This is a genomic window from Paracoccus hibiscisoli (genome assembly GCF_005048265.1).
GTDB lineage: Bacteria > Pseudomonadota > Alphaproteobacteria > Rhodobacterales > Rhodobacteraceae > Paracoccus > Paracoccus hibiscisoli.
In genome coordinates this window covers 71,310-91,801 of record NZ_SUNH01000010.1, presented here as the reverse complement: position 1 = coordinate 91,801, position 20,492 = coordinate 71,310, and the positions used below count along the sequence as shown (strand labels likewise).

Here is a 20,492-nt window from a genome sequence, read left to right as displayed (position 1 = left end):
TCTTCGCGGTCCCCGGAGACTGTTTACGCGCAATTTATCGTAAAGCGTTGAAAACATCAGTCAGCTTTGCTTTGTGTGTGTAACCAATTTTTATGGTGGGACAAGCAGGTCTGCCAGCCGACGCTGCCTTTCAGTGCCGCTGCGCGTGAACGAAGTGAGTGTCAGAATGGGGTTTCCCGGCGTTTGGATGACGGAAAGCGAAAGCATGATCTATCGGGTCGTGCCGAAATGCGCGTGTTCCACGATTGGCCAGATCATGTTCTACTCCGACCACGGTCGGTTCTTCGACGGCGATATCCATGACTCGACCGACGGCATGCACAAATGGGCCCAGGATCACAGCCACGACCCGATCGAGCGCGCGGTGCGCGCCCATGCCGGAGTGACCTTCACCTGCGTCCGCAACCCCTACGCGCGCATCCTGTCGTCGTTCTTCGACAAGATCGCCGGCATCCAGCGCAACGGCCGCCGCTATCGCGGCAACCTGGTTCCGCAGCTGATCCAACGCTATGGCATCGATGTCGGCACGGCCGAGAACGGGTTCGATTTCGACCAGATCGCCAGCTTTCGGCGGTTCCTGCTGTTCGCGCGCGACACCGTCCGCTTTCGCAAGCCGATGGAGCCGGACATCCACTGGTCGGCCATGTCGGGCCATATCTCGACCTTCATCGTGAATGGCGGCCGATACGATCAGATCTTCTTCACCGAGGCGTTCAACGAGGGCATGGACAAGGTCCTGGCCCAGGCCGAGACGCCCGTCCCGGTCGATCTGACGCAGGTCCCCCGCTTCAACGAATCCGAAGGGCACGGACCCAAGCGGGCGCACAAGGTCAGCGACTATTTCGACGACCTGTCGCGCCACCTGATCTGGGAGATCTACAAGGACGACTTCCAGCTGTTCAAATACGATTTCGACAACCCGGACAACAAGATGCCCCTGGCCGAGGTCGACCTGAACGAGGTGCACGCCAAGCTGGGCCGCTAGGCGTCACCCGTTGCCGCCATCCTATTCCAGATGGCTCTCCAGGAACCACAGATCCTTGTCCGCCGTCCGCGAGGCGGCGGTAAAGATGTCGGCCGTATTAGCATCGCCCGCCTCGTCGGTGACGTCGATGGCGGCGCGCAGCTTTTCGCCGTGATCGCGCATCCGGGCACAGATTTCCCGGATGTGGTCGGCCGATTTCACCAGATCGGTGGGATATTCCTTCAGCGTGGACGCCTTGGCGACGGCCTCGGCGGTGCCGACCGCCACCCCGTCCAGCACCTGCACGCGCTCGGCAAAGACGTCCAGATGCGCCTCCAGATTGGCGTGGACGGTGTCGAACAGCTCGTGCACGGCGATGAAATTGATGCCCTTCACGTTCCAATGCGCCTGCTTGATCGCCATGGACAAGGCCAGCCCATCGGCCAGGCGGGCGTTCAGTTCGGAAACAGCGGTCTTGCGGGCGTTGTCGGTCAGCCCCTTCACGTTCACGGCCATCGTGCGATTCCCTTTCCTTTGGGTTCGCGCTGACAACACGGATCGCGGCGGCCGGGTTCCTGCGACATGAAAAACGGCGCCTCCCTTGCGGGGGCGCCGTCATGTCCAACGCGCAGGCTGCGCGGTCGGTCGGGTCGGATCAGACCGCGCCCTTGATAAAGGTCACCGCGTCGCCGACGGTCTGGATGGTCTCGGCGGCGTCATCGGGGATCTCGATCCCGAACTCTTCCTCGAACGCCATGACCAGCTCGACGGTGTCGAGGCTGTCGGCACCCAGATCGTCGATGAACGAAGCGGTCTCGACCACCTTGTCCTCGTCGACACCCAGGTGCTCGACCACGATCTTCTTCACGCGATCAGCGATATCGCTCATGTCATATCCTCATTCTCGCGGGCATCCGCCCAGTTTTTCGCGGACACGACGGTCCGGTTCAGCCCAGGGCGGTTCCCCTGCTGCTAAAGGCGGGGATATAGCACCCATGAACCCTCATGCAACCGCTTTCGCATGGGTTAATGCCCCGCGTGGCGGCGCTGCACAGAGGTCAGACCATCGCCATGCCGCCATTCACATGCAGCGTGGCCCCGGTGACATAGCCCGCCTCGGGGCTGGCCAGATACAGGACCGCCGCGGCGATCTCCTCCGGACCACCCATGCGCCCCGCCGGGATCTGGGTCAGGATCTTGCCCTTCTGATCCTCGGTCAGCTTGTCGGTCATGGCGGTCGCGATAAAGCCGGGCGCCACGCAGTTCACGGTGATCCCACGGCTGGCAACCTCATAGGCCAGCGACTTGGACATGCCGACCACACCGGCCTTGGCGGCGGCATAATTGCCCTGCCCCGGATTGCCCGTGGCCCCCACGACCGAGGTGATGTTGACGATCCGCCCCCAGCGCGCCTTCATCATGCCGCGCAGGACCGCCCGCGACAGCTTGAAGGTGCTGGTCAGGTTCACGTCCAGCACCTGCGCCCATTCGTCATCCGACATGCGCATGAACAGGTTGTCGCGCGTGATCCCGGCATTGTTGACCAGGATGTCGATCGACCCCATCGCCTCGACCGCTGCCTTGGGCAGCGCCAGAACCGATTCCGCATCGCCCAGGTTCGCGGTCACCACATGCGCCCGCTCGCCCAGCTTCTCGGCCAGATCGCGCAGCGGCGCCTCGCGCGTGCCCGACAGCGCCACCGTCGCCCCCGCCGCATGCAGCGCCTCGGCGATGGCCCCGCCGATCCCGCCCGAAGCGCCCGTCACCAGCGCGGTCTTTCCCGTCAGATCGAACATAGCCGCCCTTTCTTCTTCATGAAAATATCCCGGGGTCCGGGGCAGCGCCCCGGTCCGCCCTCATCCCTTCAGCGCCGCCAGATCGCCCGGCGCACCGACATTGCGCACCGCCGCGTCCTTGGCGATCCGCTTGATCATCCCGGACAGCGCCTTGCCCGCGCCGACCTCCCAGAACTCGGTCACGCCGGCCTCGGCCATGTTGGCCACCGACTCGCGCCAGCGTACGGTGCCGGTCACCTGCTCGACCAGCAGGCGGCGGATGGCGCCGGGCTCGGTCACGGCCTCGGCGCGCACATTGGCGATCAGCGGCACGGCGGGGGCCTGGATGTCCACGCCCGCCAGCGCATCGGCCATGACCGCGGCGGCGGGCTGCATCAGCACCGAATGGAACGGCGCCGACACAGGCAGCATCAGCGCCCGCTTGGCGCCCGCGGCCTTCATCGCCTCGGCCGCGGCCTCGACCGCACCCTTGTGACCCGAGATGACCACCTGCGCGGGGTCGTTGTCATTGGCGGCCTGCACGACCTCGTCGCCGCCGATCTCGCGGCAGATGCGATCGACCGTCTCGAAATCCAGGCCCAGAATCGCGGCCATCGCGCCGATGCCGACCGGCACGGCCTCCTGCATGGCCTGCCCGCGCAGGCGCAGCAGATGCGCGGTATCCGACAGGGTCAGCGCCCCGGCCGCGCACAGCGCCGAATACTCGCCCAGGGAATGGCCCGCGACAAAGCTGGCATCGGTGATGCCGAAGCCCTCGGCCTCCAGCGCGCGGAACGCCGCGATCGAGGTCGCCATCAGCGCGGGCTGGGCGTTCTGGGTCAGGGTCAGCGTATCGGCATCCCCCTCCCAGATCAGCGCCGACAGACGCTCGCCAAGCGCCTCGTCGACCTCGTCAAAGACCGCGCGCGCGGCCGGATAGGCCTGCGCCAGCTCGCGCCCCATGCCGATGGTCTGCGCGCCCTGCCCCGGAAACACGAATGCCCGCATGGCACCCCCCTGAAATCGTTGCGTTGCCGCCCGGCATAGCCCGTGCCGCCCCCTGCCGCAACCGACAGCCCATGCCGCATCGGCAAAGAAAAGGGGCCCGCAGGGGCCCCTTTGCAGACGATCAACGGGGCCGGATGGGCCTCAGCCAACCAGTTCCAGACCCGAAAAGAAGAACGCAATCTCTTCCTTGGCGGTGTCGGCGGCGTCCGAACCGTGGACCGAGTTCTCGCCCATGGACAGCGCGAATTCCTTGCGGATGGTGCCCTCGTCGGCATTGGCCGGGTTGGTGGCGCCCATCACTTCGCGGTTCTTGGCAATGGCGTTCTCGCCCTCCAGGACCTGCACGACGACCGGCTCGGAGGCCATGAACTCGACCAGCTCGCCATAGAAGGGACGGTCCTTGTGGACCTCGTAGAACTTGCCGGCCTGGGCGGGCGACAGGTGGATGCGCTTGGATGCGACGATGCGCAGGCCGGCATCCTCGAACTTGGCGGCGATCTTGCCGGTCAGGTTGCGGCGGGTCGCGTCGGGCTTGATGATGGAAAGGGTGCGTTCGATCGCCATGATGGTCACCTTGTCTGTTGGCGGGAAAACCCGCGCTGAATATGATCGGGGTCCGGTTAGCAGGCTTGCCCGCCTGCGGCAAGCCACGCGGCATCGGCGGAACCCCGCCCGCCCCGGGGGCCTTGTTCCCCCGAACCCAGCAGGAGCGACCATGACAGACCTTCATCCGGCCCCGACGCCGGCCGCCCCGCCCCCCCATGCCGCACTGCCGCCCCGCACGGCGATTACCCCCGGCACGATCGTGACGACGGTCGCGATCCTCGTCGTCCTGGCGGCGGCCTGGTTCTGGTCGGACCTGCTGCTGATGGCCTTTGGCGCGATCCTGATCGCCATCGCGCTCAGGGCGGGGGCGCGCGGGCTGAACCGGCTGCTGGGCCTGAACGTCAAGCTGGGGGTGCTGATCGTGCTGCTGGGCGTGGTGGGGGCGGTGGCGCTGCTGGTGCGGCTGGCCGGTCCCGCCGTGGCCGAACAGTTCCGCGACCTGCTCTCTGCCCTGCCCCAGTCCTGGGACGCGGTGCAGGACTGGCTGCAGTCGCTGCCCATGGCCGACACCGTGATCGAGCAGATCCAGGACGGAGAGGAGGCCTCCACCATGGGCGAGAACGCCGCCCAGCTGGCCGAGCGTCTGCCGGGCGTGTTCTCGATGGTGCTGGGCGGGCTGAATTCGGTGCTGGGCAGCCTGTCGTCGGTCTTCGTGCTGCTGATCCTGTCGCTCTATGTCGCGATGGAGGCGGACCTGTACCGCGCCGGCGCGATCCGGCTGGTGCCGCTGCGCCGCCGCGCCCGCGCCGCGCAGATCCTGGACGAGCTGGGGACCAATCTGGGCCGCTGGATGGCGGGACAGGCGGTCGACATGCTGGTCGTGGCGCTGCTGGCCGGGATCGGGCTGTGGCTTCTGGACGTGCCGCTGGCCTTCATCCTGGCGGTGATCGCGGGTCTGACCAACATCGTGCCCATCATCGGGCCGTTCTTCTCAGGGGCGATCGCGGTCGTCGTCTCGGCCCCGCAGGGGCTGGACACGGCGATCTATGTGGCGATCCTGTTCACAATCATCCAGCTGTTCGAGGGCGAGGTGCTGATGCCCCTGATCCAGCGCTATGCCGTGCAGCTGCCGCCCGCGCTGACCATTCTGGCCATCGTCGGCATCGGGTCGCTGTTCGGTCTGATCGCGGTGATCCTGGCCACGCCGCTGCTGATCGTGGCGATGCTGCTGATCCGCCGCATCTATGTCGAGGACGTGCTGGGCGACCGCCTGGACTGAGCGCTCTGCCCGGCGGCGCAGCAGCCGGGCATCTTTCCCGGCCCGACCCGCAAGGCTGTTCGTGATTTCGACACATGAACGGATTATGGTGGCGCGACACAGACCGGGGGTCGCGCGATGCAACCGTACTGCAAGGGCCGATACCGCGCCCGCCTGGCCGATACGCCCGATGACCTGCGCGCCTCTCAGCGGCTGCGCTGGCTGGCCTTCGTCGCCCGCACCGGCACCGCCGACGACGGTCACGCGCTGGATCTGGACGAGCTGGACGCCGATTGCAGCCACATGCTGATCGAGGATGTCCAGACCGGCCAGCTGGTCTGCAGCCTTCGGTTCCTGCCGCTGGCGGATGGCAGCCAGATCGCGCGCAGCTATTCGGCCCGCTATTATGATCTGGCGGCGCTTGGCCGGTTCGACGGCCCCATGGTCGAGATGGGGCGGTTCTGCCTGCATCCCGACTGCCACGACCCCGACGTGATCCGGTTGGCCTGGGGGGCGCTGACGCGCTTTATCGACGAATCGGGGGCCCAGATGCTGTTCGGCTGCTCCAGCTTCACCGGCTGCGAGCCCGAGGCCCATGCCGAGGCCTTTGCCATGCTCAAGGACCGCCACCTGGCACCGCGCGCCTGGTGGCCGCGGGTCAAGGCGCCGGACGTGTTCCGCTTTGCCCGTGCGCTGCGGCTGCGACAGCCCGACCCCCGGCAGGCGATGGCCGCGATGCCGCCGCTGCTGCGCAGCTATCTGGCGATGGGGGGCTGGGTCAGCGACCATGCGGTGGTCGATCACGCGCTCAAGACGATGCACGTCTTTACCGGGGTCGAGATCCGCGCCATTCCCCCCGCCCGCCGCCGCCTGCTGCACGCGCTGGCGGAATAGCGCCAAACAGGGACCGCCGCAGCGACGGGCAGCCTGCACAATCTGCGGGCAGAACAGCGCATCCTGCCTGTCCGCATGGCAGGAATTCCCCCCGCGGCGATTGACCTTGCCCCCGGCGCGGCGCCCCTTGCCTGCATGTTCGACACCGGTGCCACAGCGATCCGCATGCAGCGCAGCCAAGGGGCGGCGCATGTGGTCATGGGGCCGCGCGGCCTGATCGACCTGGCGCAGCGCGGCTCGGCCAAGGCGATGCTGCCCCGCATGACCGCGGGCCTGCCCGAGATCGTGTTCCTGAACACCTCCGGGGGGTTGGCATCGGGCGACAGGCTGTCCTTTGCCGTCGATCTGCGGGCGGGCACGCGGGCGCTGGCCACCACCCAGACCGCCGAACGCGCCTATCGCGCGACGGGCGCGCCCGCCCGGGCGACGGTGGCGCTGAACGTGGGGGCGGGCGGCTGGCTGGACTGGCTGCCGCAGGAGACGATCCTCTATGACGACGCCCGGCTGGAGCGGGACACCGCGGTGGACCTGGCCCCCGGCGCGGGTTGCCTGCTGCTGGAGATGCTGGTCCTGGGCCGCCTGGCGATGGGCGAACGCCCCACGCGGCTGCATCTGCGCGACCGCCGCGTGGTGCGCCGCGAGGGTCGCGTCATCCATCACGACGCGCTGGCGCTGGATGACGATGCGCTGGCCCGCCTGAGCGGCCCCGCCCTGACCGGCGGCGCCCCCGCGCTGGCCACCCTGGCGATGATCGCGGATGACGCGCCCGACCGGCTGGCCGCCGCCCGCGCCGTTCTGGACGAGCCCGGCGTGACCGCTGCCGCCAGCGCGCCCCCCGGACGCCTGATCATCCGCCTGCTGGCCGCCGATGGCTGGCCGCTGCGCCGGCAGATCAACCGATTGCTGCGCGTCTTGCGCCCCGACCCCCTTCCCCGAATCTGGCAGGTCTGACGATGAACCTTTCCCCCCGCGAACGCGAGAAACTGCTGGTATCCGTGGCCGCCATGGTCGCCCGAGGGCGCCTGTCCCGCGGCGTCAAGCTGAACCACCCCGAGGCGATTGCCCTGATCACCGATTACGTGGTCGAGGGCGCGCGCGACGGCCGCACGGTCGCCGACCTGATGCAGGCGGGGGCCCATGTGATCACCGCGGGTCAGTGCATGCCCGGCATCCCCGCCATGATCGAATCCGTCCAGGTCGAGGCGACCTTTCCCGACGGGACCAAGCTGGTCACCGTCCACCACCCCATCCGCGAGGCTGCAGAATGAACGCCCTGATGAAACGCCTGACGCTTGCCGCCATCCTGCTGCCCTCGGCCGCACTGGCCCATCCCGGCCATGTCCATGATGCCCATGATTCGGGGGCACAGTTCATCCACGGTCTGGCCCACCCCGTCGGCGGGGCCGATCACCTGCTGGCGATGGTCGCACTTGGCCTGCTGGCCGTGCAGCTGGGCGGGCGGGCGGTCTGGGCGCTGCCCCTGACCTTCGTGGGCGCGATGCTTGCGGGCGGGGCTGTGGGCGCGGGCGGCATGATCTTTCCGGCGGTCGAGCCGATGATCCTGGCCTCGGTCGTGATCCTGGGCGTGCTGGTCGCGATGGCCGCACGCCTGCCGATGGCGGCGCTGGTGCCGATGGTCGCGCTGTTCGGCGCGGCGCATGGCTGGGCGCATGGGGCCGAGGGTCCGGCGACCGGGCTGCCCCTCTATGCCGCGGGCTTTGCGCTGGCGACCATGGCGCTGCATCTGGCGGGCATCGCCTTTGGCCGCCTGCTGTCGCGCGGGCTGGAGCTGCGCGTGTTGGGCGGCGGCACCGCGCTGGCGGGCGTCGCGCTGGCGGTGGCGTGACATGATTCCCGGTGAAATCCTGCCCGCCAATGGCGAGATCGCGCTGAACGACGGGCGCGCGACGATCACGCTGATGATCGCCAATACCGGCGACCGGCCGATCCAGGTCGGCAGCCACTACCATTTCGCCGAAACCAACGCCGCGCTGGATTTCGACCGGGCCGCCGCGCGCGGCATGCGGCTGGCCATCCCGGCAGGCACCGCCGTGCGGTTCGAACCAGGCCAGTCGCGCCAGGTGACGTTGGTGGGTTACGCGGGTGACCGCATCGTGCACGGCTTTCGCGGCCAGATCGGGGGTGCGCTGTGACGACGCTGTCCCGCGCCGATTACGCGGCGCTTTACGGTCCCACGAGCGGCGACCGCATCCGCCTGGCCGATACCGAGATCATCATCGAGGTCGAACGCGACCTGACCATCCCCGGAGAGGAGGTCAAGTTCGGCGGCGGCAAGGTCGTCCGCGACGGCATGGGCCAATCTCAGGTCACGCGCGAGGGCGGCGCGATGGACACGGTCATCACCGGCGTCGTGGTCTTTGACCATCAGGGCATCGTCAAGGCCGATGTGGGCCTGAAAGACGGGCGCATCGCAGGCATCGGCAAGGCGGGCAACCCCGACACCCAACCCGGCGTGACCCTGATCATCGGCCCCGGCACCGAGATCATCGCCGGAGAGGGCCGCATCCTGACGCCCGGCGGGTTCGACTGCCACATCCACTATATCTGCCCGCAGCAGGTAGACCACGCACTGCATTCGGGCGTCACGACCCTGCTGGGCGGCGGCACCGGCCCCGCGCATGGCACTCTGGCCACGACCTGCACGCCGGGGCCGTGGCACATCGCCCGCATGCTGGAGGCCTGCGCCGACCTGCCCGTCAATATCGGCATCGCGGGCAAGGGGAATGCCAGCATCAAGGCGCCGCTGGAGGAACAGGTCCGCGCCGGCGCCTGCGCGCTGAAGCTGCACGAGGATTGGGGCACCACGCCCAAGGCCATCGACACCTGCCTGTCCGTGGCCGACGCGATGGATGTGCAGGTGATGATCCACACCGACACGCTGAACGAATCGGGGTTCGTCGAGGACACGATGGCCGCCATCGGCGGGCGCACCATCCACGCCTATCACACCGAGGGCGCGGGCGGCGGGCACGCCCCCGACATCATCCGCGTGGTCGGCATGGCAAATGTGCTGCCTTCGTCCACGAACCCCACGCGCCCCTATACCGCCAACACGGTCGAGGAGCATCTGGACATGCTGATGGTGTGTCACCACCTGGACCGCCGCGTGCCCGAGGACGTGGCCTTTGCCGAATCCCGCATCCGCAAGGAGACCATCGCGGCCGAGGATATCCTGCACGATCTGGGCGCGTTCAGCGTGATCTCGTCCGACAGCCAGGCGATGGGCCGGATCGGAGAGGTGATCATCCGCACCTGGCAGACCGCATCCAAGATGCGCCAGCAGCGCGGGCGACTGCCCGACGAACAGGGCCAGAACGACAACATCCGCGCCCGCCGCTATATCGCGAAATACACGATCAACCCGGCCATCGCGCATGGGGTCAGTGCCCATATCGGCTCGATCAGCCTCGGCAAGCGCGCCGATCTGGTCCTGTGGTCGCCCGCCTTCTTTGCGGCCAAGCCGGAAATGGTGCTGGTCGGCGGGCAGATCAGCGTGGCGCAGATGGGCGACCCGAATGGCTCGATCCCGGTGCAGCCGATCTTTTCGCGACCCATGTGGGGGCACAACCGCCGGGCTTCGGCGCTGTTCCTGTCGCGTGCCGGTCTGGAGGCCGGGGCCGGAGAGGCACTGTCCAAGACCCTGATCGCGGTCGAACACACCCGCGACATCGGTAAACGCGACATGGCGATGAACGACGCCATGCCCGCGATCGAGGTCGATCCCGAGACCTACGAGGTCCGCGCCGATGGACAATTGTTAACCTGCGAGCCCGCGACGGAACTGCCGCTGGCCCAACGCTATTTCCTCTTCTGAGGGAGGAGTACCACATGACCGCAACTGCCCATGCCATCATCCGCAACGCCCCGGCGCCCTTCGACGCCGAGGTCAGCCTGGATTACGAAGGCCGCCTGCTGCGGCGCAAACGCCTGTCCTGCGAGGGGGGCGACTTCATGGTCGACCTGCCCGAGGTCACCAGCCTGGACGACGGCGACGCGTTCGAGCTGTCGGACGGCCGTCAGGTCGTCGTGCGCGCGGCGCCCGAGCCGGTGCTGGTCATCCGCGGCAATCTGCCCCGGCTGGCCTGGCATATCGGTAACCGCCACACCCCCTGCCGGATCGAGGCCGACCGCCTGATCATCCGTCAGGATCACGTGCTGGAGGCGATGCTGAAACAGCTGGGCGCGGACATGTGCCGCAAGGACATGCCGTTCCGCCCCGAAGGCGGCGCCTATGGTCACGGTCGCACCTTTGGCCATGACCACGGCCCCGCCACGCACCATCCCCATGGTGCGGGCGAACACAGCCATTCCCATGCGGAAAGCCACAGTCACGCGCATGCGGGACACCACAGCCACGCGCATGACCACGCCTGAGGCCGCCCGCCTGCAGCTGTCGCAAGTGCTGTCGCCCGCCTTTCCGGTGGGCGGCTTTGCCTGGTCGCAGGGGCTGGAATACGCGATGGATGCGGGCTGGGTGACGCAGGCGACGCTGGCCCAATGGCTGGACGACTGGCTGGATCACGGCGCGGGCTGGTCCGATGCCGTGCTGCTGTCGCTGTCCCTGCGGCGCCGCGCCGATCACGCCGAACTGGACGATCTGGCCCGCGCCGCCTGCATGACCAGCCAGCGCCTGCAGGAGAGCGCCGAACAGGGCGCGGCCTTCGCCGCCAACATGACCGCGCTGACCGGCCAGCCGCAGGCGCCGGTGGCCCTGCCCGTCGCCATGGGCCGCGCCTGCGCCGCGATGCCTCTGCCCGCGGCAGAGATCATCGCCGCCTTTCTGCAGGCGCAGGCGGCAGCGCTGATCAGTGCGGCGGTGCGGTTCCTGCCGCTTGGGCCGATGCAGGGGCAGCAGATGCTGACGGCCCTGCAGCCCCGCATCCTGCTGCGCGCGATGCGGGCGGCGGACGCGACCGAGGCCGACCTTGCCAGCGCCGCATGGGGGGCAGACATTGCCGCCATGCGCCACGAAACCATGACCACAAGGATCTTTCGTTCATGAGCCAGCATGGCCCCCTCCGCGTCGGCATCGGCGGTCCCGTCGGCGCCGGCAAGACGACGCTGACCGAACAGATCGCCCGCGCGCTGGCCCCCCGCCTGTCGATGGCGGTGATCACCAACGACATCTACACCCGCGAGGACGCCGAGGCGCTGATGCGCGCCCAGGTCCTGCCCGTGGATCGCATCAGGGGCGTCGAGACCGGCGGCTGCCCGCACACCGCCATCCGCGAGGATGCCAGCATCAACCTGGCCGCCATCGCCGATCTGAACGCGGCCTTCCCGGATCTGGAGCTGATCCTGATCGAATCGGGCGGCGACAACCTGGCCGCGACCTTCAGCCCGGAACTGGCCGACCTGACCATCTATGTGATCGACACGGCCGCCGGGCAGGACATTCCCCGCAAGCGCGGTCCCGGTCTGGCGCGGTCCGACCTGCTGGTGGTGAACAAGACCGACCTGGCCCCGCATGTCGGCGTCGATGCGGTTCTGCTGGAAAAGGATGCACATGAGGCGCGGGGCACGCGCCCAGTGATCATGGCCCAGCTGCGCCACGGCCACGGCGTGCAGGCCATCGTCGATTTCCTGATCGAACAGGGCGGGCTTGCGCCCCGCGCGGCCTGACACTGCCCGGCGGGCGGGCATATGCCCCGCCCGCTGCCCAAGGCCGCGTCACCGGCTGCGCGGGGCGGCCACGGACTGCTGAAATCCTGTCCAACTGCCCGATTTTCCCCTCTTTCTGCACATGCGAAGGCCGCGCGCCTTCCCAAGAACAACAGGGACACCGGCCAACGCGCCGGGGGGAAAAGGGTAACGATGACCAAGCTGACCAAGATCCTGATGATGACCAGTGCCCTGACGCTGGCCCATGCCGCCCATGCCCAGACACCGGAGGGCGAGCCGATCAAGATCGGCGTGCTGCATTCTCTGTCGGGCACGATGGCGATTTCCGAGACCACGCTGAAGGACACCGTCCTGATGCTGGTCGAACAGCAGAACGCCAAGGGCGGCGTGCTGGGCCGGCCGCTGGAGGCGGTGGTCGTCGATCCGGCCTCCGACTGGCCGCTGTTTGCGGAAAAGGCGCGCGAGCTGCTGACCGTGTCCGAGGTCGATGCGATCTTCGGTTGCTGGACCAGCGTCAGCCGCAAGTCGGTCCTGCCGGTCATCGAGGAACTGAACGGCCTGCTGTTCTATCCCGTGCAATACGAGGGCGAGGAATCGTCCAAGAACGTCATCTATACCGGCGCCGCGCCCAACCAGCAGGCGATCCCGGCCGTCGATTACATGATGGAGGAGCTGGGCGTCGAATCCTGGGCGCTGTTGGGCACGGACTATGTCTATCCGCGCACCACGAACAACATCCTGGACGCCTATCTGAAGGATAACGGCGTCGCGGCCGAGGATATCTTTGTCAACTACACCCCCTTCGGCCATTCGGACTGGTCGCGGATCGTGTCCGACGTTGTGGCGCTTGGCGCGGGCGGCAAGAAGGTCGGCGTCGTGTCCACCATCAACGGTGACGCGAACGTGGGCTTCTACAAGGAGCTGGCGGCGGCGGGCGTGTCGGCGGACGACATCCCGGTCATGGCGTTTTCCGTGGGCGAGGAGGAGCTGTCGGGCCTGGATACCGCCAACCTGGTCGGCCACCTGGCGGCCTGGAACTACTTCCAGACCGCCGAATCGGACGTGAACACCGCCTTCATCGAGGAATGGAAGGCCTTTACCGGCGACGAAAACCGCGTGACCAACGACCCGATGGAGGCCACCGTCATCGGCTTCAACGCATGGGTCGCGGCGGTCGAGGCGGCGGGCACCACCGATGTGGACCCGGTGCTGGAGGCCATCGTCGGCGTCGAGGTTCCGAACCTGACCGGCGGCACCGCGACCGTCCTGCCCAACCACCACATCACCAAGCCCGTCCTGATCGGAGAGATCCGCGAGGATGGCCAGTTCGACATCGTCAGCCAGACCGAACCGGTCGCGGGCGACGCCTGGACCGACTTCCTGCCCGAATCGGCGGTGCTGGATGCCGACTGGCCGGGCAAGGGCTGCGGCATGTGGAACACCGAGACCGAAAGCTGCGTGCAGGTTCAGTCGAACTACTGATCCCGACAGCCGGGCGGTGCGTGCCGCCCGGCCTCTTTCGCAAAGGACACCCCCCGCGTGACCCGTCTTCGCCTGATCGCCTGCGCGCTTGCGCTGCTGCTGCCGTCATCCCTGCTGGCCAATCCCGCGCTGGACGCGGTGATCGCGGGCAACCTGGACCAGATCGAACAGCCCTCGCGGCGCACGGTCGAGCCGCTGGTGGCCCAGATCGCCGCCACCGGCCCCGAGGGGCTGGCCCTGCTGCAGGCCTGGGCCGACCGCAATCTGGGGCTGGCCGACGGGCGCGCGGTGATCGTCGATGGCGACGATGTGACCGATGCGGTGACCGGCGCGCCGGTGACCGCGACGCCGCAGATGCTGCGCCCTAATTCCGGCGTGCGCGGCGTGATCGAACAGGCGCTGGTCGCGGGCGCGCTGACCGACCCCGACCCGCGCCGCCGTGCCGCCGCGCTGGATTCGCTGGCACGCGGCGGTGATGCGGAACAACTGACAGCCCTGCGCGCCGCGCTGGATGACCCCGACCCGACCCTGGCCGCCCGCAAGGCCCGGATGGAGCGGTTGCTGACCATCCAGCACGACCCCGACAGCGCCGCCCGCGTCGCGGCGATCGAGCAGATGGCCGGCGATGTCGGCCTGGACTTTCGCGGCGTGCTGAACCCGCTGCTGGCGACCCAGCCCCTGGTCGCGCCGGAACCGCCCGCAGGCGCCAATGTCGCGCGCGAGCTGACCCCCGGCAGCGACGCCCTGCCCCGAGAGGCAGCCCTGGCCCAGCTGGTCCGTCAGGGCCTGCTGCAGCCACCTTTGTCGCGGGCCGATCAGCGCGCCGCCCTGGCCGCCAACATCACCGACGGGGCGGTGGGGGGCGTGCCCGTCGCGACCCTGTCGGACCCCGCCGCCCGCGACCGCGCCTATGAGGCGCTGGAGGCCGCAGGCGCCGTCCCCCCCGCCGCGACCGAGACCGAGGCCCAGGCCGCGCTGGAGGCCAACCGCTTCTACGACATCCATGTCGAACCCGACGCGGCGGTGACGGAGGCCGCCAAGGCCGCCCAGATCCGCGCGCAGGTGCGCCTTGGGGCGATGCGCGGCATCGATCTGGGGCTGGACGCGCTGTCGCTGGCCTCCATCTATTTCCTGGCGGCGATCGGGCTGGCCGTGACCTTCGGCGTCATGCGGGTCATCAACATGGCGCATGGCGAATTCATCATGATGGGCGCCTATACCGCCTATACGGTCCAGACGGTCATCGCGGATCGCACCCTGTCGCTGGTCGTGGCGCTGCCGCTGGCCTTTGCGGTGACGGCGCTGGCGGGGGTGGTCCTCTATCGCCTGGTGATCCGGCATCTGGCGCATCGCCCGTTGGAGACGCTGCTGGCGACCTTTGGCGTGTCCATCGCGTTGCAGCAGCTGGCCAAGAACATCTTTGGCACGCAGGCCCGGCCCCTGACCGCGCCCGCCTGGCTGGAAGGCTCGATCACCATCAACGACGTGATCGGCATCAGCTCGATCCGGGTGGCGATCTTCGTGCTGGCGCTGCTGTTCCTGGCGCTGTTCCTGTTCATCATGAAGCGCACGCGGTTGGGCCTGGAGGTCCGCGCGGTCACCCAGAACCCCGGCATGGCGGCCAGCATGGGCATCAACCCCGACCGCATCGCCATGATGACGTTCGGCCTGGGGTCGGGCATCGCGGGCATCGCGGGCGTGGCCATCGGCCTCTTCGCGCAGGTCACGTCCGAGATCGGCCAGCAATACATCGTCCAAAGCTTCATGACCGTGGTCGTGGGGGGCGTGGGCAACATCTGGGGCACGCTGGCGGGGGCCACGCTGATCGGCGGGCTGTCCAAGGTCATCGAAAGCTTCAACCCCGGCAACACGCTGGCGGCGCAGACCTTCATGATCCTGTTCATCATCATCTTCATCCAGTTCCGGCCCCGCGGGATCATCCCGCAAAAGGGCCGCGCGGCCGAGGTCTGACACCATGACGCGAACGCCTTTCATCCTGCGCAACCCCTCGGTCCTGATCGTGCTGGCCGGGCTGGCGGTGTTCACCGTCGCGGTCACGCTCCTCAGCCAGGCTTACGGCACGGGCGCGGTGCCCACGTCGATGGTCAAGGTGCTGGGCAAGACGCTGTGCCTGGCGCTGGCCGCCGTCGCCATGGACCTGGTCTGGGGCTATCTGGGCATCCTGTCCCTGGGGCAGATGGCGTTCTTTGCGCTTGGCGGCTACATGATCGGGCAATGGCTGATGTATGCCCGGACCGAAGGCATCGTCGCGGCCCAGCTGGCCCAAGGGCCCATCCCCGCCACCGCGCAGGAATTGCAGGACGCGGTGACCAACCAGATCTTTGGCGTTGTGGGCGCATCCGAGCTGCCGCTGGTCTGGAGTTTCGCGCATTCGCTGACGCTGCAGCTGATCCTGGTGCTGGCGGTGCCGGGGCTTCTGGCGCTGGTCTTTGGCTGGCTGGCCTTCCGGTCCCGCGTGAACGGCGTCTATCTGTCGATCCTGACCCAGGCCATGACGCTGGCCCTGGCGCTGTGGCTGTTTCAGAACGACAGCGGGTTCCGGGGCAATAACGGGCTGTCGGGCCTGCAGAACCTGCCGGGGCTGGACCATGTCGATCAGGCGACGCTGTCGGTGTGGTTCCTCTGGGCCTCCGCCGCGGCGCTGGCGCTGTTCTATGCGCTGGCCGCGTGGCTGGTCAGCGGCAAGTTCGGCAGCGTGGTCCGCGCCATCCGCGACGACGAGACACGCGTCCGGTTCTTGGGCTATCCGGTCGAGGGGTTCAAGCTGGTCGTCTTCACCCTGGCCGCGATGATCACCGCCGTGGCGGGGGCGCTGTATTACCCCCAGGCCGGGATCATCAACCCGGCCGAGATGATGCCCATCGCCTCGATCTATCTGGCGGTCTGGGTGGCCATCGGCGGGCGCGGGCGGCTGTATGGTGCGGTCATCGGGGCGGTGGTCGTGTCGCTGCTGTCCAGCTGGTTCACGGGCGGGCGGGCGCCGTCGATCCACCTGCCGGGCTATGTGGTCAACTGGGTCGACTGGTGGCAGGTGGCGCTTGGCCTGTCCTTCGTGCTGGTCACGCTCTATGCGCCCAAGGGCATCGCCGGAGTGTTCGACCTGTTCAGCCGCAGAGGAGATCGGGCATGAGCGCGCTTCTGGAGGTCAGCGGGATCAGCAAGTCCTTTGACGGGTTCAAGGCCATCAACAACCTGTCGTTTTCCATCAACGCGGTCGAATTGCGCGCGGTGATCGGGCCGAACGGCGCGGGCAAGACGACCTTCATGGACATCGTCACCGGCAAGACCCGCCCCGATGCGGGTGAGGTTCTGTGGGGCGACGGGTCGAAATCGCTGCTGAAGATGAACGAGGCGCAGATCGCCCGCGAGGGGATCGGTCGCAAGTTCCAGCGCCCCACCGTCTTCGAAGACCAGTCAGTCGCCGACAACCTGATCATGGCGCTGAAGGCCGACCGCAGCCCGTTCGCGGTGCTGCGCTGGCGGCCCACGGCGGAATCGGGCGCCCGCGTGGCCGAGCTGGCGGCCGAGGTCGGGCTGGCCGATCAGCTGCCCCGCCTGGCCGGAGAGCTGAGCCACGGCCAGAAGCAGTGGCTGGAGATCGGCATGCTGCTGGCGCAGGAGCCCCGCCTGCTGCTGGTGGATGAGCCTGCGGCGGGTATGACCCTGGCGGAACGCGAACAGACCACGACGCTGCTGTGCCGTCTGGCCGAGACGCGGGCGGTGGTGGTGGTCGAACACGACATGGATTTCGTGCGCCGCCTGAACTGCCGCGTGACGGTGCTGCATCAGGGGTCCGTCCTGGCCGAAGGCAGCCTGGACCACGTGACCCGCAATCCCGACGTCATCGACGTCTATCTGGGGCGATGAGATGATCGAGGCGAAAAACCTGACCCTGCATTACGGCGGCAGCCAGATCCTGCACGGGATCGACCTGGTCGCGCGCCCCGGAGAGGTCACCTGCGTGATGGGCAACAATGGCGTGGGCAAGACCAGCCTGATGAACCTGCTGGCCGGGCGGCATCCCCGGTCGGGCGGTGATATTTCCTTTGACGGCAGGGTGTTGGGGCGGCTGTCGGCGCAGAGGATGGCGCGGATGGGCGTGGGCTATGTCCCGCAGGGGCGGGCGATCTTTCCGATGCTGACGGTGCGCGAGAACATGGAGACCGGGTTCGCCTGCCTGCCCCGCGCGGAGCGGCGCATCCCCGACGAGATCTTTGAGAGCTTTCCGGTGCTGGCCGAGATGGCGCATCGGCGCGGCGGCGATCTGTCGGGCGGCCAGCAGCAGCAGCTGGCGATCGCGCGCGCGCTGATCACCAAGCCGCGGGTCCTGCTGCTGGATGAGCCGACCGAGGGCATCCAGCCCAACATCATCGCGCAGATCGGGCGGGTCATCGCGGCCCTGCGCGACCGGGGCGACATGGCCATCGTGCTGGTCGAGCAGTTTTTTGATTTCGCGTGGGATCTGGGCGATCAGTTCCTGGTGATGGAGCGCGGGCGCGCGGTGCTGCAGGGGCCCAAGGCCGGGCTGGCGCGGGCCGATCTGCATGCGCGGCTGGCGGGGCATGCAGACGCCTGAGGACGTTGCCGCGGGCGGTGGCCGGGGGGCTGCCAGCCCCCCGGACCCCCCGGAAGGCCGGTGCCCGGTGGTGGGCGTGGGAGCCTTAGCGTTTCCGCTCCCAACGGCCTGATTCCTCGGACCAATATTCGGCCTCGATGGCGGCGGCGGTCAGCTGGCGCCACTGGTCGCGGGCGCGGGCCACGGCATTCGGGTCGCCGCCGTCGAAGAGGATGCAGGTGCGGTCCAGCGCTTGCGCCTGATCGGCGGTGACGGGCACGCCGTCCACCGCCATCAGGCAGGCGGGCGCGTTGGCGGCGGGCTGATCCGGCAGGGTCAGCAGCACCGGCTGGCGCGCATCATTCGGGCCGCCCGCAAGGCCGTGGGGCAGGAAGCCGTCGCCCTGCCACAGCTGCTGGTCCAGCATGTCCAGCCGGGCCGCGTCGGGCGCGCGCAGTTCCACCCGCCAGCCGGCGGAGAGGGCCTTGGTCAAGAGGACTGGCAAAAGCGCCTCGGCCGGAGAGCGGGTGAGGTGATAGAACAGCGCCTTGCCCATGTCAGCGCAACACCCCCGCAACGGCAGCGCGCGTTGCGCGGCGCACCCGACACGGCGAGGGGCCGGACATCCCCAGCAATTGCTGGAAATGGGGGCGCACAGGGCGGGCACGGGCGGTGCACAGGGCGTGCACAGCGCGTACACCGCTTGCGGGCGTTGCGCGGGTCGGCCTGCGGGTCACGGGGCCTCGTAGGTGTCGCGGACCAGGCGGTCGAGGGTCATGACCCCCCAACCCGACGCGCCCTTTGGGGCCAGGTCGGTCCCGCCCGGCGGCAGGGCCACGCCCGCGATGTCGATATGCGCCCAAGCCTGACCCTCGCGCACGAAGCGCTGCAGGAACTGCGCCGCGGTGATCGAGCCTGCCGCGCGGCCGCCGGTGTTCTTCATGTCGGCCAGGCGGCAGTCGATCAGGCTGTCATAGGACTTGCCCAAGGGCAGGCGCCAGGCGCCCTCGCCCTCGGCCTGGGCGGCGGAGAGGATCTGGCCCGCCAGCGCGTCGTCGTTCGAAAAGACACCCGCATTGTCATGGCCCAAAGCGATGATCACCGCGCCGGTCAGGGTCGCCAGGTCGATGATGGCGCGCGGCTGATAAGTTTCCTGCGCGTACCAGAGCACGTCGGCCAGGACCAGGCGACCCTCGGCATCGGTGTTCACGACCTCGATCGTGTCGCCCTTCATCGATTTCAGGATGTCGCCGGGGCGATAGGCGCGGCCGTCGGGCATGTTTTCCACAAGGCCGACCAGACCCACGACATTGGCCTTGGCACGACGCAGCGCCAGGGCCCGCATGGTGCCCGCGACGACGCCCGCGCCGCCCATGTCCATGGTCATCTCCTCCATGCCCGCGCCGGGCTTGATGGAAATGCCGCCGGTGTCGAAGACGACGCCCTTGCCGACCAGCGCCAGCGGTTGTTCGTCGCCGCCGCCGTTCCAGCGCATCACCACCACCTTGGAGGGCGATTCGCTGCCCTGACCCACGGCCAGCAGGGCGCGCATGCCCAGGGCGGCCAGCTGATCCTCGTCCAGCACCTCGACCTCCAGGCCGATCTCCTGCATGGCCAGCAGGCGGTCGGCGAAATCGCTGGTGGTCAGGACGTTGGCAGGCTCGTTCACCAGATCGCGGGTGAAGAACACGCCCTCGGCCACGGCGGCCGCGTCCTGGGCGAACTTGGCCAGACCCTCGGGGTCCTTGACCATCACGGTAACGCGGGCCTTGTCGCCGATGGGGGCGTCGGTGCCCTCGGCGGCATCAGCGGCCTGGGCATCGTCCAGCAGGGCGTCGGTGGCGGCGCCTTCCGATTCGGGCATCATACCGTCGCCCGCGCCGGGCCGGGCCGGGCCGTTGGCCGGTTTCGTCTTGTAGACCGAGAAATCATAGCCGCGCAGCGCCAGGCCAAAGGCCAGATCGGCCGCCAGCTTGTGATTGCCCGCATGGATCAGTGTGTGGCTGCGGCCCAGTTTCGCGCCCAGGGCGGCACCGGCGCGGCGCGCCTCGGCCTGGGTGCTGGTCTGGGGCAGCATCACCAGGACCAGCGCATCGGCGGCCATCCCGGCGGGAAAGGCCAGCTCCAGCACCTGGCCGGGCTTGAGCGCCTGACCGGCCTTGGAGGCCAGCGCGCGGGCCGCGGCCTCACGCGCGGGGCGGGGCAGGCGACCGGGGAGGCGGTCGGCTGCGGTCAGCACCAGCGCCACGCGGCCCCGGTGTTCGGCCAGCTTTTCAAGCGCGACCTCGGTGAAACTGATTTCGACAGGCTGTGTCATGGTGGTCCTCACGTCTGGTTGCGGGTGAC

23 protein-coding genes are annotated in these 20,492 nt (G+C 68.5%); 16 read left to right on the top strand and 7 right to left on the bottom strand.

What is annotated here, in order from left to right:
- The first annotated feature begins 166 nt into the window (after positions 1-166).
- Complete coding sequence (locus tag FA740_RS08305; protein ID WP_136856304.1) at positions 167-985, top strand: sulfotransferase family protein; 819 nt, start codon at positions 167-169, stop codon at positions 983-985.
- Positions 986-1,006: 21 nt separating this feature from the next.
- Here the strand turns inward: FA740_RS08305 and dps are convergent, their stop codons facing one another.
- The 5 genes from dps to ndk form a co-directional block, all read right to left on the bottom strand.
- Positions 1,007-1,480, bottom strand: coding sequence for a DNA starvation/stationary phase protection protein Dps (dps, locus tag FA740_RS08300; RefSeq protein WP_136856303.1), 474 nt, complete (start codon positions 1,478-1,480; stop codon positions 1,007-1,009).
- A gap of 139 nt (positions 1,481-1,619) precedes the next feature.
- Complete coding sequence (locus tag FA740_RS08295) at positions 1,620-1,853, bottom strand: acyl carrier protein (protein ID WP_136856302.1); 234 nt, start codon at positions 1,851-1,853, stop codon at positions 1,620-1,622.
- Between the two features lie 169 nt (positions 1,854-2,022).
- Positions 2,023-2,760 (bottom strand): 3-oxoacyl-ACP reductase FabG, encoded by a 738-nt coding sequence (fabG, locus tag FA740_RS08290; protein ID WP_136856301.1) that lies wholly within the window; start codon positions 2,758-2,760, stop codon positions 2,023-2,025.
- A gap of 60 nt (positions 2,761-2,820) precedes the next feature.
- On the bottom strand, positions 2,821-3,747 hold the full coding sequence (gene fabD / locus FA740_RS08285; RefSeq protein ID WP_136856300.1) for an ACP S-malonyltransferase: 927 nt from the start codon (positions 3,745-3,747) through the stop codon (positions 2,821-2,823).
- A 141-nt stretch (positions 3,748-3,888) separates the two neighbouring features.
- A complete protein-coding gene (ndk, locus tag FA740_RS08280) occupies positions 3,889-4,311 on the bottom strand; it encodes a nucleoside-diphosphate kinase (protein WP_136856299.1) in 423 nt (140 codons plus the stop codon).
- A gap of 151 nt (positions 4,312-4,462) precedes the next feature.
- On the opposite strand from ndk, the gene FA740_RS08275 reads away from it, so the two are divergent.
- The 15 genes from FA740_RS08275 to urtE all read left to right on the top strand — a co-directional run bounded on the left by FA740_RS08275 (position 4,463) and on the right by urtE (position 18,167).
- On the top strand, positions 4,463-5,572 hold the full coding sequence (locus FA740_RS08275) for an AI-2E family transporter (RefSeq protein ID WP_169306256.1): 1,110 nt from the start codon (positions 4,463-4,465) through the stop codon (positions 5,570-5,572).
- 117 nt (positions 5,573-5,689) lie between these two features.
- Complete coding sequence (locus FA740_RS08270) at positions 5,690-6,445, top strand: GNAT family N-acetyltransferase (protein ID WP_136856297.1); 756 nt, start codon at positions 5,690-5,692, stop codon at positions 6,443-6,445.
- Positions 6,446-6,580: 135 nt separating this feature from the next.
- A complete protein-coding gene (locus FA740_RS08265) occupies positions 6,581-7,396 on the top strand; it encodes an urease accessory protein UreD (protein ID WP_136856296.1) in 816 nt (271 codons plus the stop codon).
- A gap of 2 nt (positions 7,397-7,398) precedes the next feature.
- The gene (locus FA740_RS08260) at positions 7,399-7,713 is read left to right on the top strand and encodes an urease subunit gamma (RefSeq protein ID WP_136856295.1); all 315 of its coding nucleotides are present in this window, start codon (positions 7,399-7,401) and stop codon (positions 7,711-7,713) included.
- Positions 7,710-8,291: a HupE/UreJ family protein gene (locus tag FA740_RS08255; RefSeq protein ID WP_246053530.1), complete on the top strand. Its 582-nt coding sequence runs from the start codon at positions 7,710-7,712 to the stop codon at positions 8,289-8,291. Before FA740_RS08260 ends, FA740_RS08255 begins: the two co-directional genes overlap by 4 nt.
- Position 8,292: 1 nt before the next feature.
- Positions 8,293-8,598 (top strand): urease subunit beta, encoded by a 306-nt coding sequence (locus FA740_RS08250; RefSeq protein WP_136856294.1) that lies wholly within the window; start codon positions 8,293-8,295, stop codon positions 8,596-8,598.
- Positions 8,595-10,280 (top strand): urease subunit alpha, encoded by a 1,686-nt coding sequence (gene ureC, locus FA740_RS08245; RefSeq protein ID WP_136856293.1) that lies wholly within the window; start codon positions 8,595-8,597, stop codon positions 10,278-10,280. The genes FA740_RS08250 and ureC overlap by 4 nt, the downstream gene beginning before the upstream one ends.
- Positions 10,281-10,294: 14 nt before the next feature.
- Positions 10,295-10,840, top strand: coding sequence for an urease accessory protein UreE (locus FA740_RS08240; protein WP_136856292.1), 546 nt, complete (start codon positions 10,295-10,297; stop codon positions 10,838-10,840).
- Entirely contained in the window at positions 10,803-11,468 is a 666-nt protein-coding gene (locus FA740_RS08235) for an urease accessory protein UreF (protein WP_246053529.1), read from the top strand. The genes FA740_RS08240 and FA740_RS08235 overlap by 38 nt, the downstream gene beginning before the upstream one ends.
- The gene (gene ureG / locus FA740_RS08230) at positions 11,465-12,088 is read left to right on the top strand and encodes an urease accessory protein UreG (RefSeq protein WP_136856291.1); all 624 of its coding nucleotides are present in this window, start codon (positions 11,465-11,467) and stop codon (positions 12,086-12,088) included. The genes FA740_RS08235 and ureG overlap by 4 nt, the downstream gene beginning before the upstream one ends.
- Before the next feature lie 219 nt (positions 12,089-12,307).
- Entirely contained in the window at positions 12,308-13,570 is a 1,263-nt protein-coding gene (gene urtA, locus FA740_RS08225; RefSeq protein WP_246053539.1) for an urea ABC transporter substrate-binding protein, read from the top strand.
- A gap of 57 nt (positions 13,571-13,627) precedes the next feature.
- The gene (urtB, locus tag FA740_RS08220; protein ID WP_420873141.1) at positions 13,628-15,541 is read left to right on the top strand and encodes an urea ABC transporter permease subunit UrtB; all 1,914 of its coding nucleotides are present in this window, start codon (positions 13,628-13,630) and stop codon (positions 15,539-15,541) included.
- A 4-nt stretch (positions 15,542-15,545) separates the two neighbouring features.
- Positions 15,546-16,721, top strand: a complete 1,176-nt coding sequence (gene urtC, locus FA740_RS08215) for an urea ABC transporter permease subunit UrtC (RefSeq protein WP_136856289.1) — start codon at positions 15,546-15,548, stop codon at positions 16,719-16,721.
- Positions 16,718-17,458: an urea ABC transporter ATP-binding protein UrtD gene (urtD, locus tag FA740_RS08210; protein ID WP_136856288.1), complete on the top strand. Its 741-nt coding sequence runs from the start codon at positions 16,718-16,720 to the stop codon at positions 17,456-17,458. The genes urtC and urtD overlap by 4 nt, the downstream gene beginning before the upstream one ends.
- A gap of 1 nt (position 17,459) precedes the next feature.
- Positions 17,460-18,167 carry an urea ABC transporter ATP-binding subunit UrtE gene (gene urtE / locus FA740_RS08205; RefSeq protein ID WP_136856287.1) on the top strand — a complete coding sequence of 236 codons (708 nt, stop codon included), beginning with the start codon at positions 17,460-17,462 and terminating at the stop codon, positions 18,165-18,167.
- Between the two features lie 85 nt (positions 18,168-18,252).
- Here the strand turns inward: urtE and FA740_RS08200 are convergent, their stop codons facing one another.
- Together FA740_RS08200 and FA740_RS08195 are read right to left on the bottom strand one after the other, a co-directional pair.
- Positions 18,253-18,702, bottom strand: coding sequence for a DNA polymerase III subunit chi (locus FA740_RS08200; RefSeq protein WP_136856286.1), 450 nt, complete (start codon positions 18,700-18,702; stop codon positions 18,253-18,255).
- 177 nt (positions 18,703-18,879) lie between these two features.
- Positions 18,880-20,463 (bottom strand): leucyl aminopeptidase, encoded by a 1,584-nt coding sequence (locus tag FA740_RS08195; RefSeq protein ID WP_136856285.1) that lies wholly within the window; start codon positions 20,461-20,463, stop codon positions 18,880-18,882.
- Positions 20,464-20,492 lie beyond the last annotated feature (29 nt).

Excerpts from the sequence above, each read along its gene's own strand:
- FA740_RS08305 (WP_136856304.1), top strand. The coding sequence starts at position 167 with ATGGGGTTTCCCGGCGTTTGGATGACGGAAAGCGAAAGCATGATCTAT.
- dps (WP_136856303.1), bottom strand. The coding sequence starts at position 1,480 with ATGGCCGTGAACGTGAAGGGGCTGACCGACAACGCCCGCAAGACCGCT.
- FA740_RS08295 (WP_136856302.1), bottom strand. The coding sequence starts at position 1,853 with ATGAGCGATATCGCTGATCGCGTGAAGAAGATCGTGGTCGAGCACCTG.
- fabG (WP_136856301.1), bottom strand. The coding sequence starts at position 2,760 with ATGTTCGATCTGACGGGAAAGACCGCGCTGGTGACGGGCGCTTCGGGC.
- fabD (WP_136856300.1), bottom strand. The coding sequence starts at position 3,747 with ATGCGGGCATTCGTGTTTCCGGGGCAGGGCGCGCAGACCATCGGCATG.
- ndk (WP_136856299.1), bottom strand. The coding sequence starts at position 4,311 with ATGGCGATCGAACGCACCCTTTCCATCATCAAGCCCGACGCGACCCGC.
- FA740_RS08275 (WP_169306256.1), top strand. The coding sequence starts at position 4,463 with ATGACAGACCTTCATCCGGCCCCGACGCCGGCCGCCCCGCCCCCCCAT.
- FA740_RS08270 (WP_136856297.1), top strand. The coding sequence starts at position 5,690 with ATGCAACCGTACTGCAAGGGCCGATACCGCGCCCGCCTGGCCGATACG.
- FA740_RS08265 (WP_136856296.1), top strand. The coding sequence starts at position 6,581 with ATGTTCGACACCGGTGCCACAGCGATCCGCATGCAGCGCAGCCAAGGG.
- FA740_RS08260 (WP_136856295.1), top strand. The coding sequence starts at position 7,399 with ATGAACCTTTCCCCCCGCGAACGCGAGAAACTGCTGGTATCCGTGGCC.
- FA740_RS08255 (WP_246053530.1), top strand. The coding sequence starts at position 7,710 with ATGAACGCCCTGATGAAACGCCTGACGCTTGCCGCCATCCTGCTGCCC.
- FA740_RS08250 (WP_136856294.1), top strand. The coding sequence starts at position 8,293 with ATGATTCCCGGTGAAATCCTGCCCGCCAATGGCGAGATCGCGCTGAAC.
- FA740_RS08240 (WP_136856292.1), top strand. The coding sequence starts at position 10,295 with ATGACCGCAACTGCCCATGCCATCATCCGCAACGCCCCGGCGCCCTTC.
- FA740_RS08235 (WP_246053529.1), top strand. The coding sequence starts at position 10,803 with ATGCGGGACACCACAGCCACGCGCATGACCACGCCTGAGGCCGCCCGC.
- ureG (WP_136856291.1), top strand. The coding sequence starts at position 11,465 with ATGAGCCAGCATGGCCCCCTCCGCGTCGGCATCGGCGGTCCCGTCGGC.
- urtA (WP_246053539.1), top strand. The coding sequence starts at position 12,308 with ATGACCAGTGCCCTGACGCTGGCCCATGCCGCCCATGCCCAGACACCG.
- urtC (WP_136856289.1), top strand. The coding sequence starts at position 15,546 with ATGACGCGAACGCCTTTCATCCTGCGCAACCCCTCGGTCCTGATCGTG.
- urtD (WP_136856288.1), top strand. The coding sequence starts at position 16,718 with ATGAGCGCGCTTCTGGAGGTCAGCGGGATCAGCAAGTCCTTTGACGGG.
- urtE (WP_136856287.1), top strand. The coding sequence starts at position 17,460 with ATGATCGAGGCGAAAAACCTGACCCTGCATTACGGCGGCAGCCAGATC.
- FA740_RS08200 (WP_136856286.1), bottom strand. The coding sequence starts at position 18,702 with ATGGGCAAGGCGCTGTTCTATCACCTCACCCGCTCTCCGGCCGAGGCG.
- FA740_RS08195 (WP_136856285.1), bottom strand. The coding sequence starts at position 20,463 with ATGACACAGCCTGTCGAAATCAGTTTCACCGAGGTCGCGCTTGAAAAG.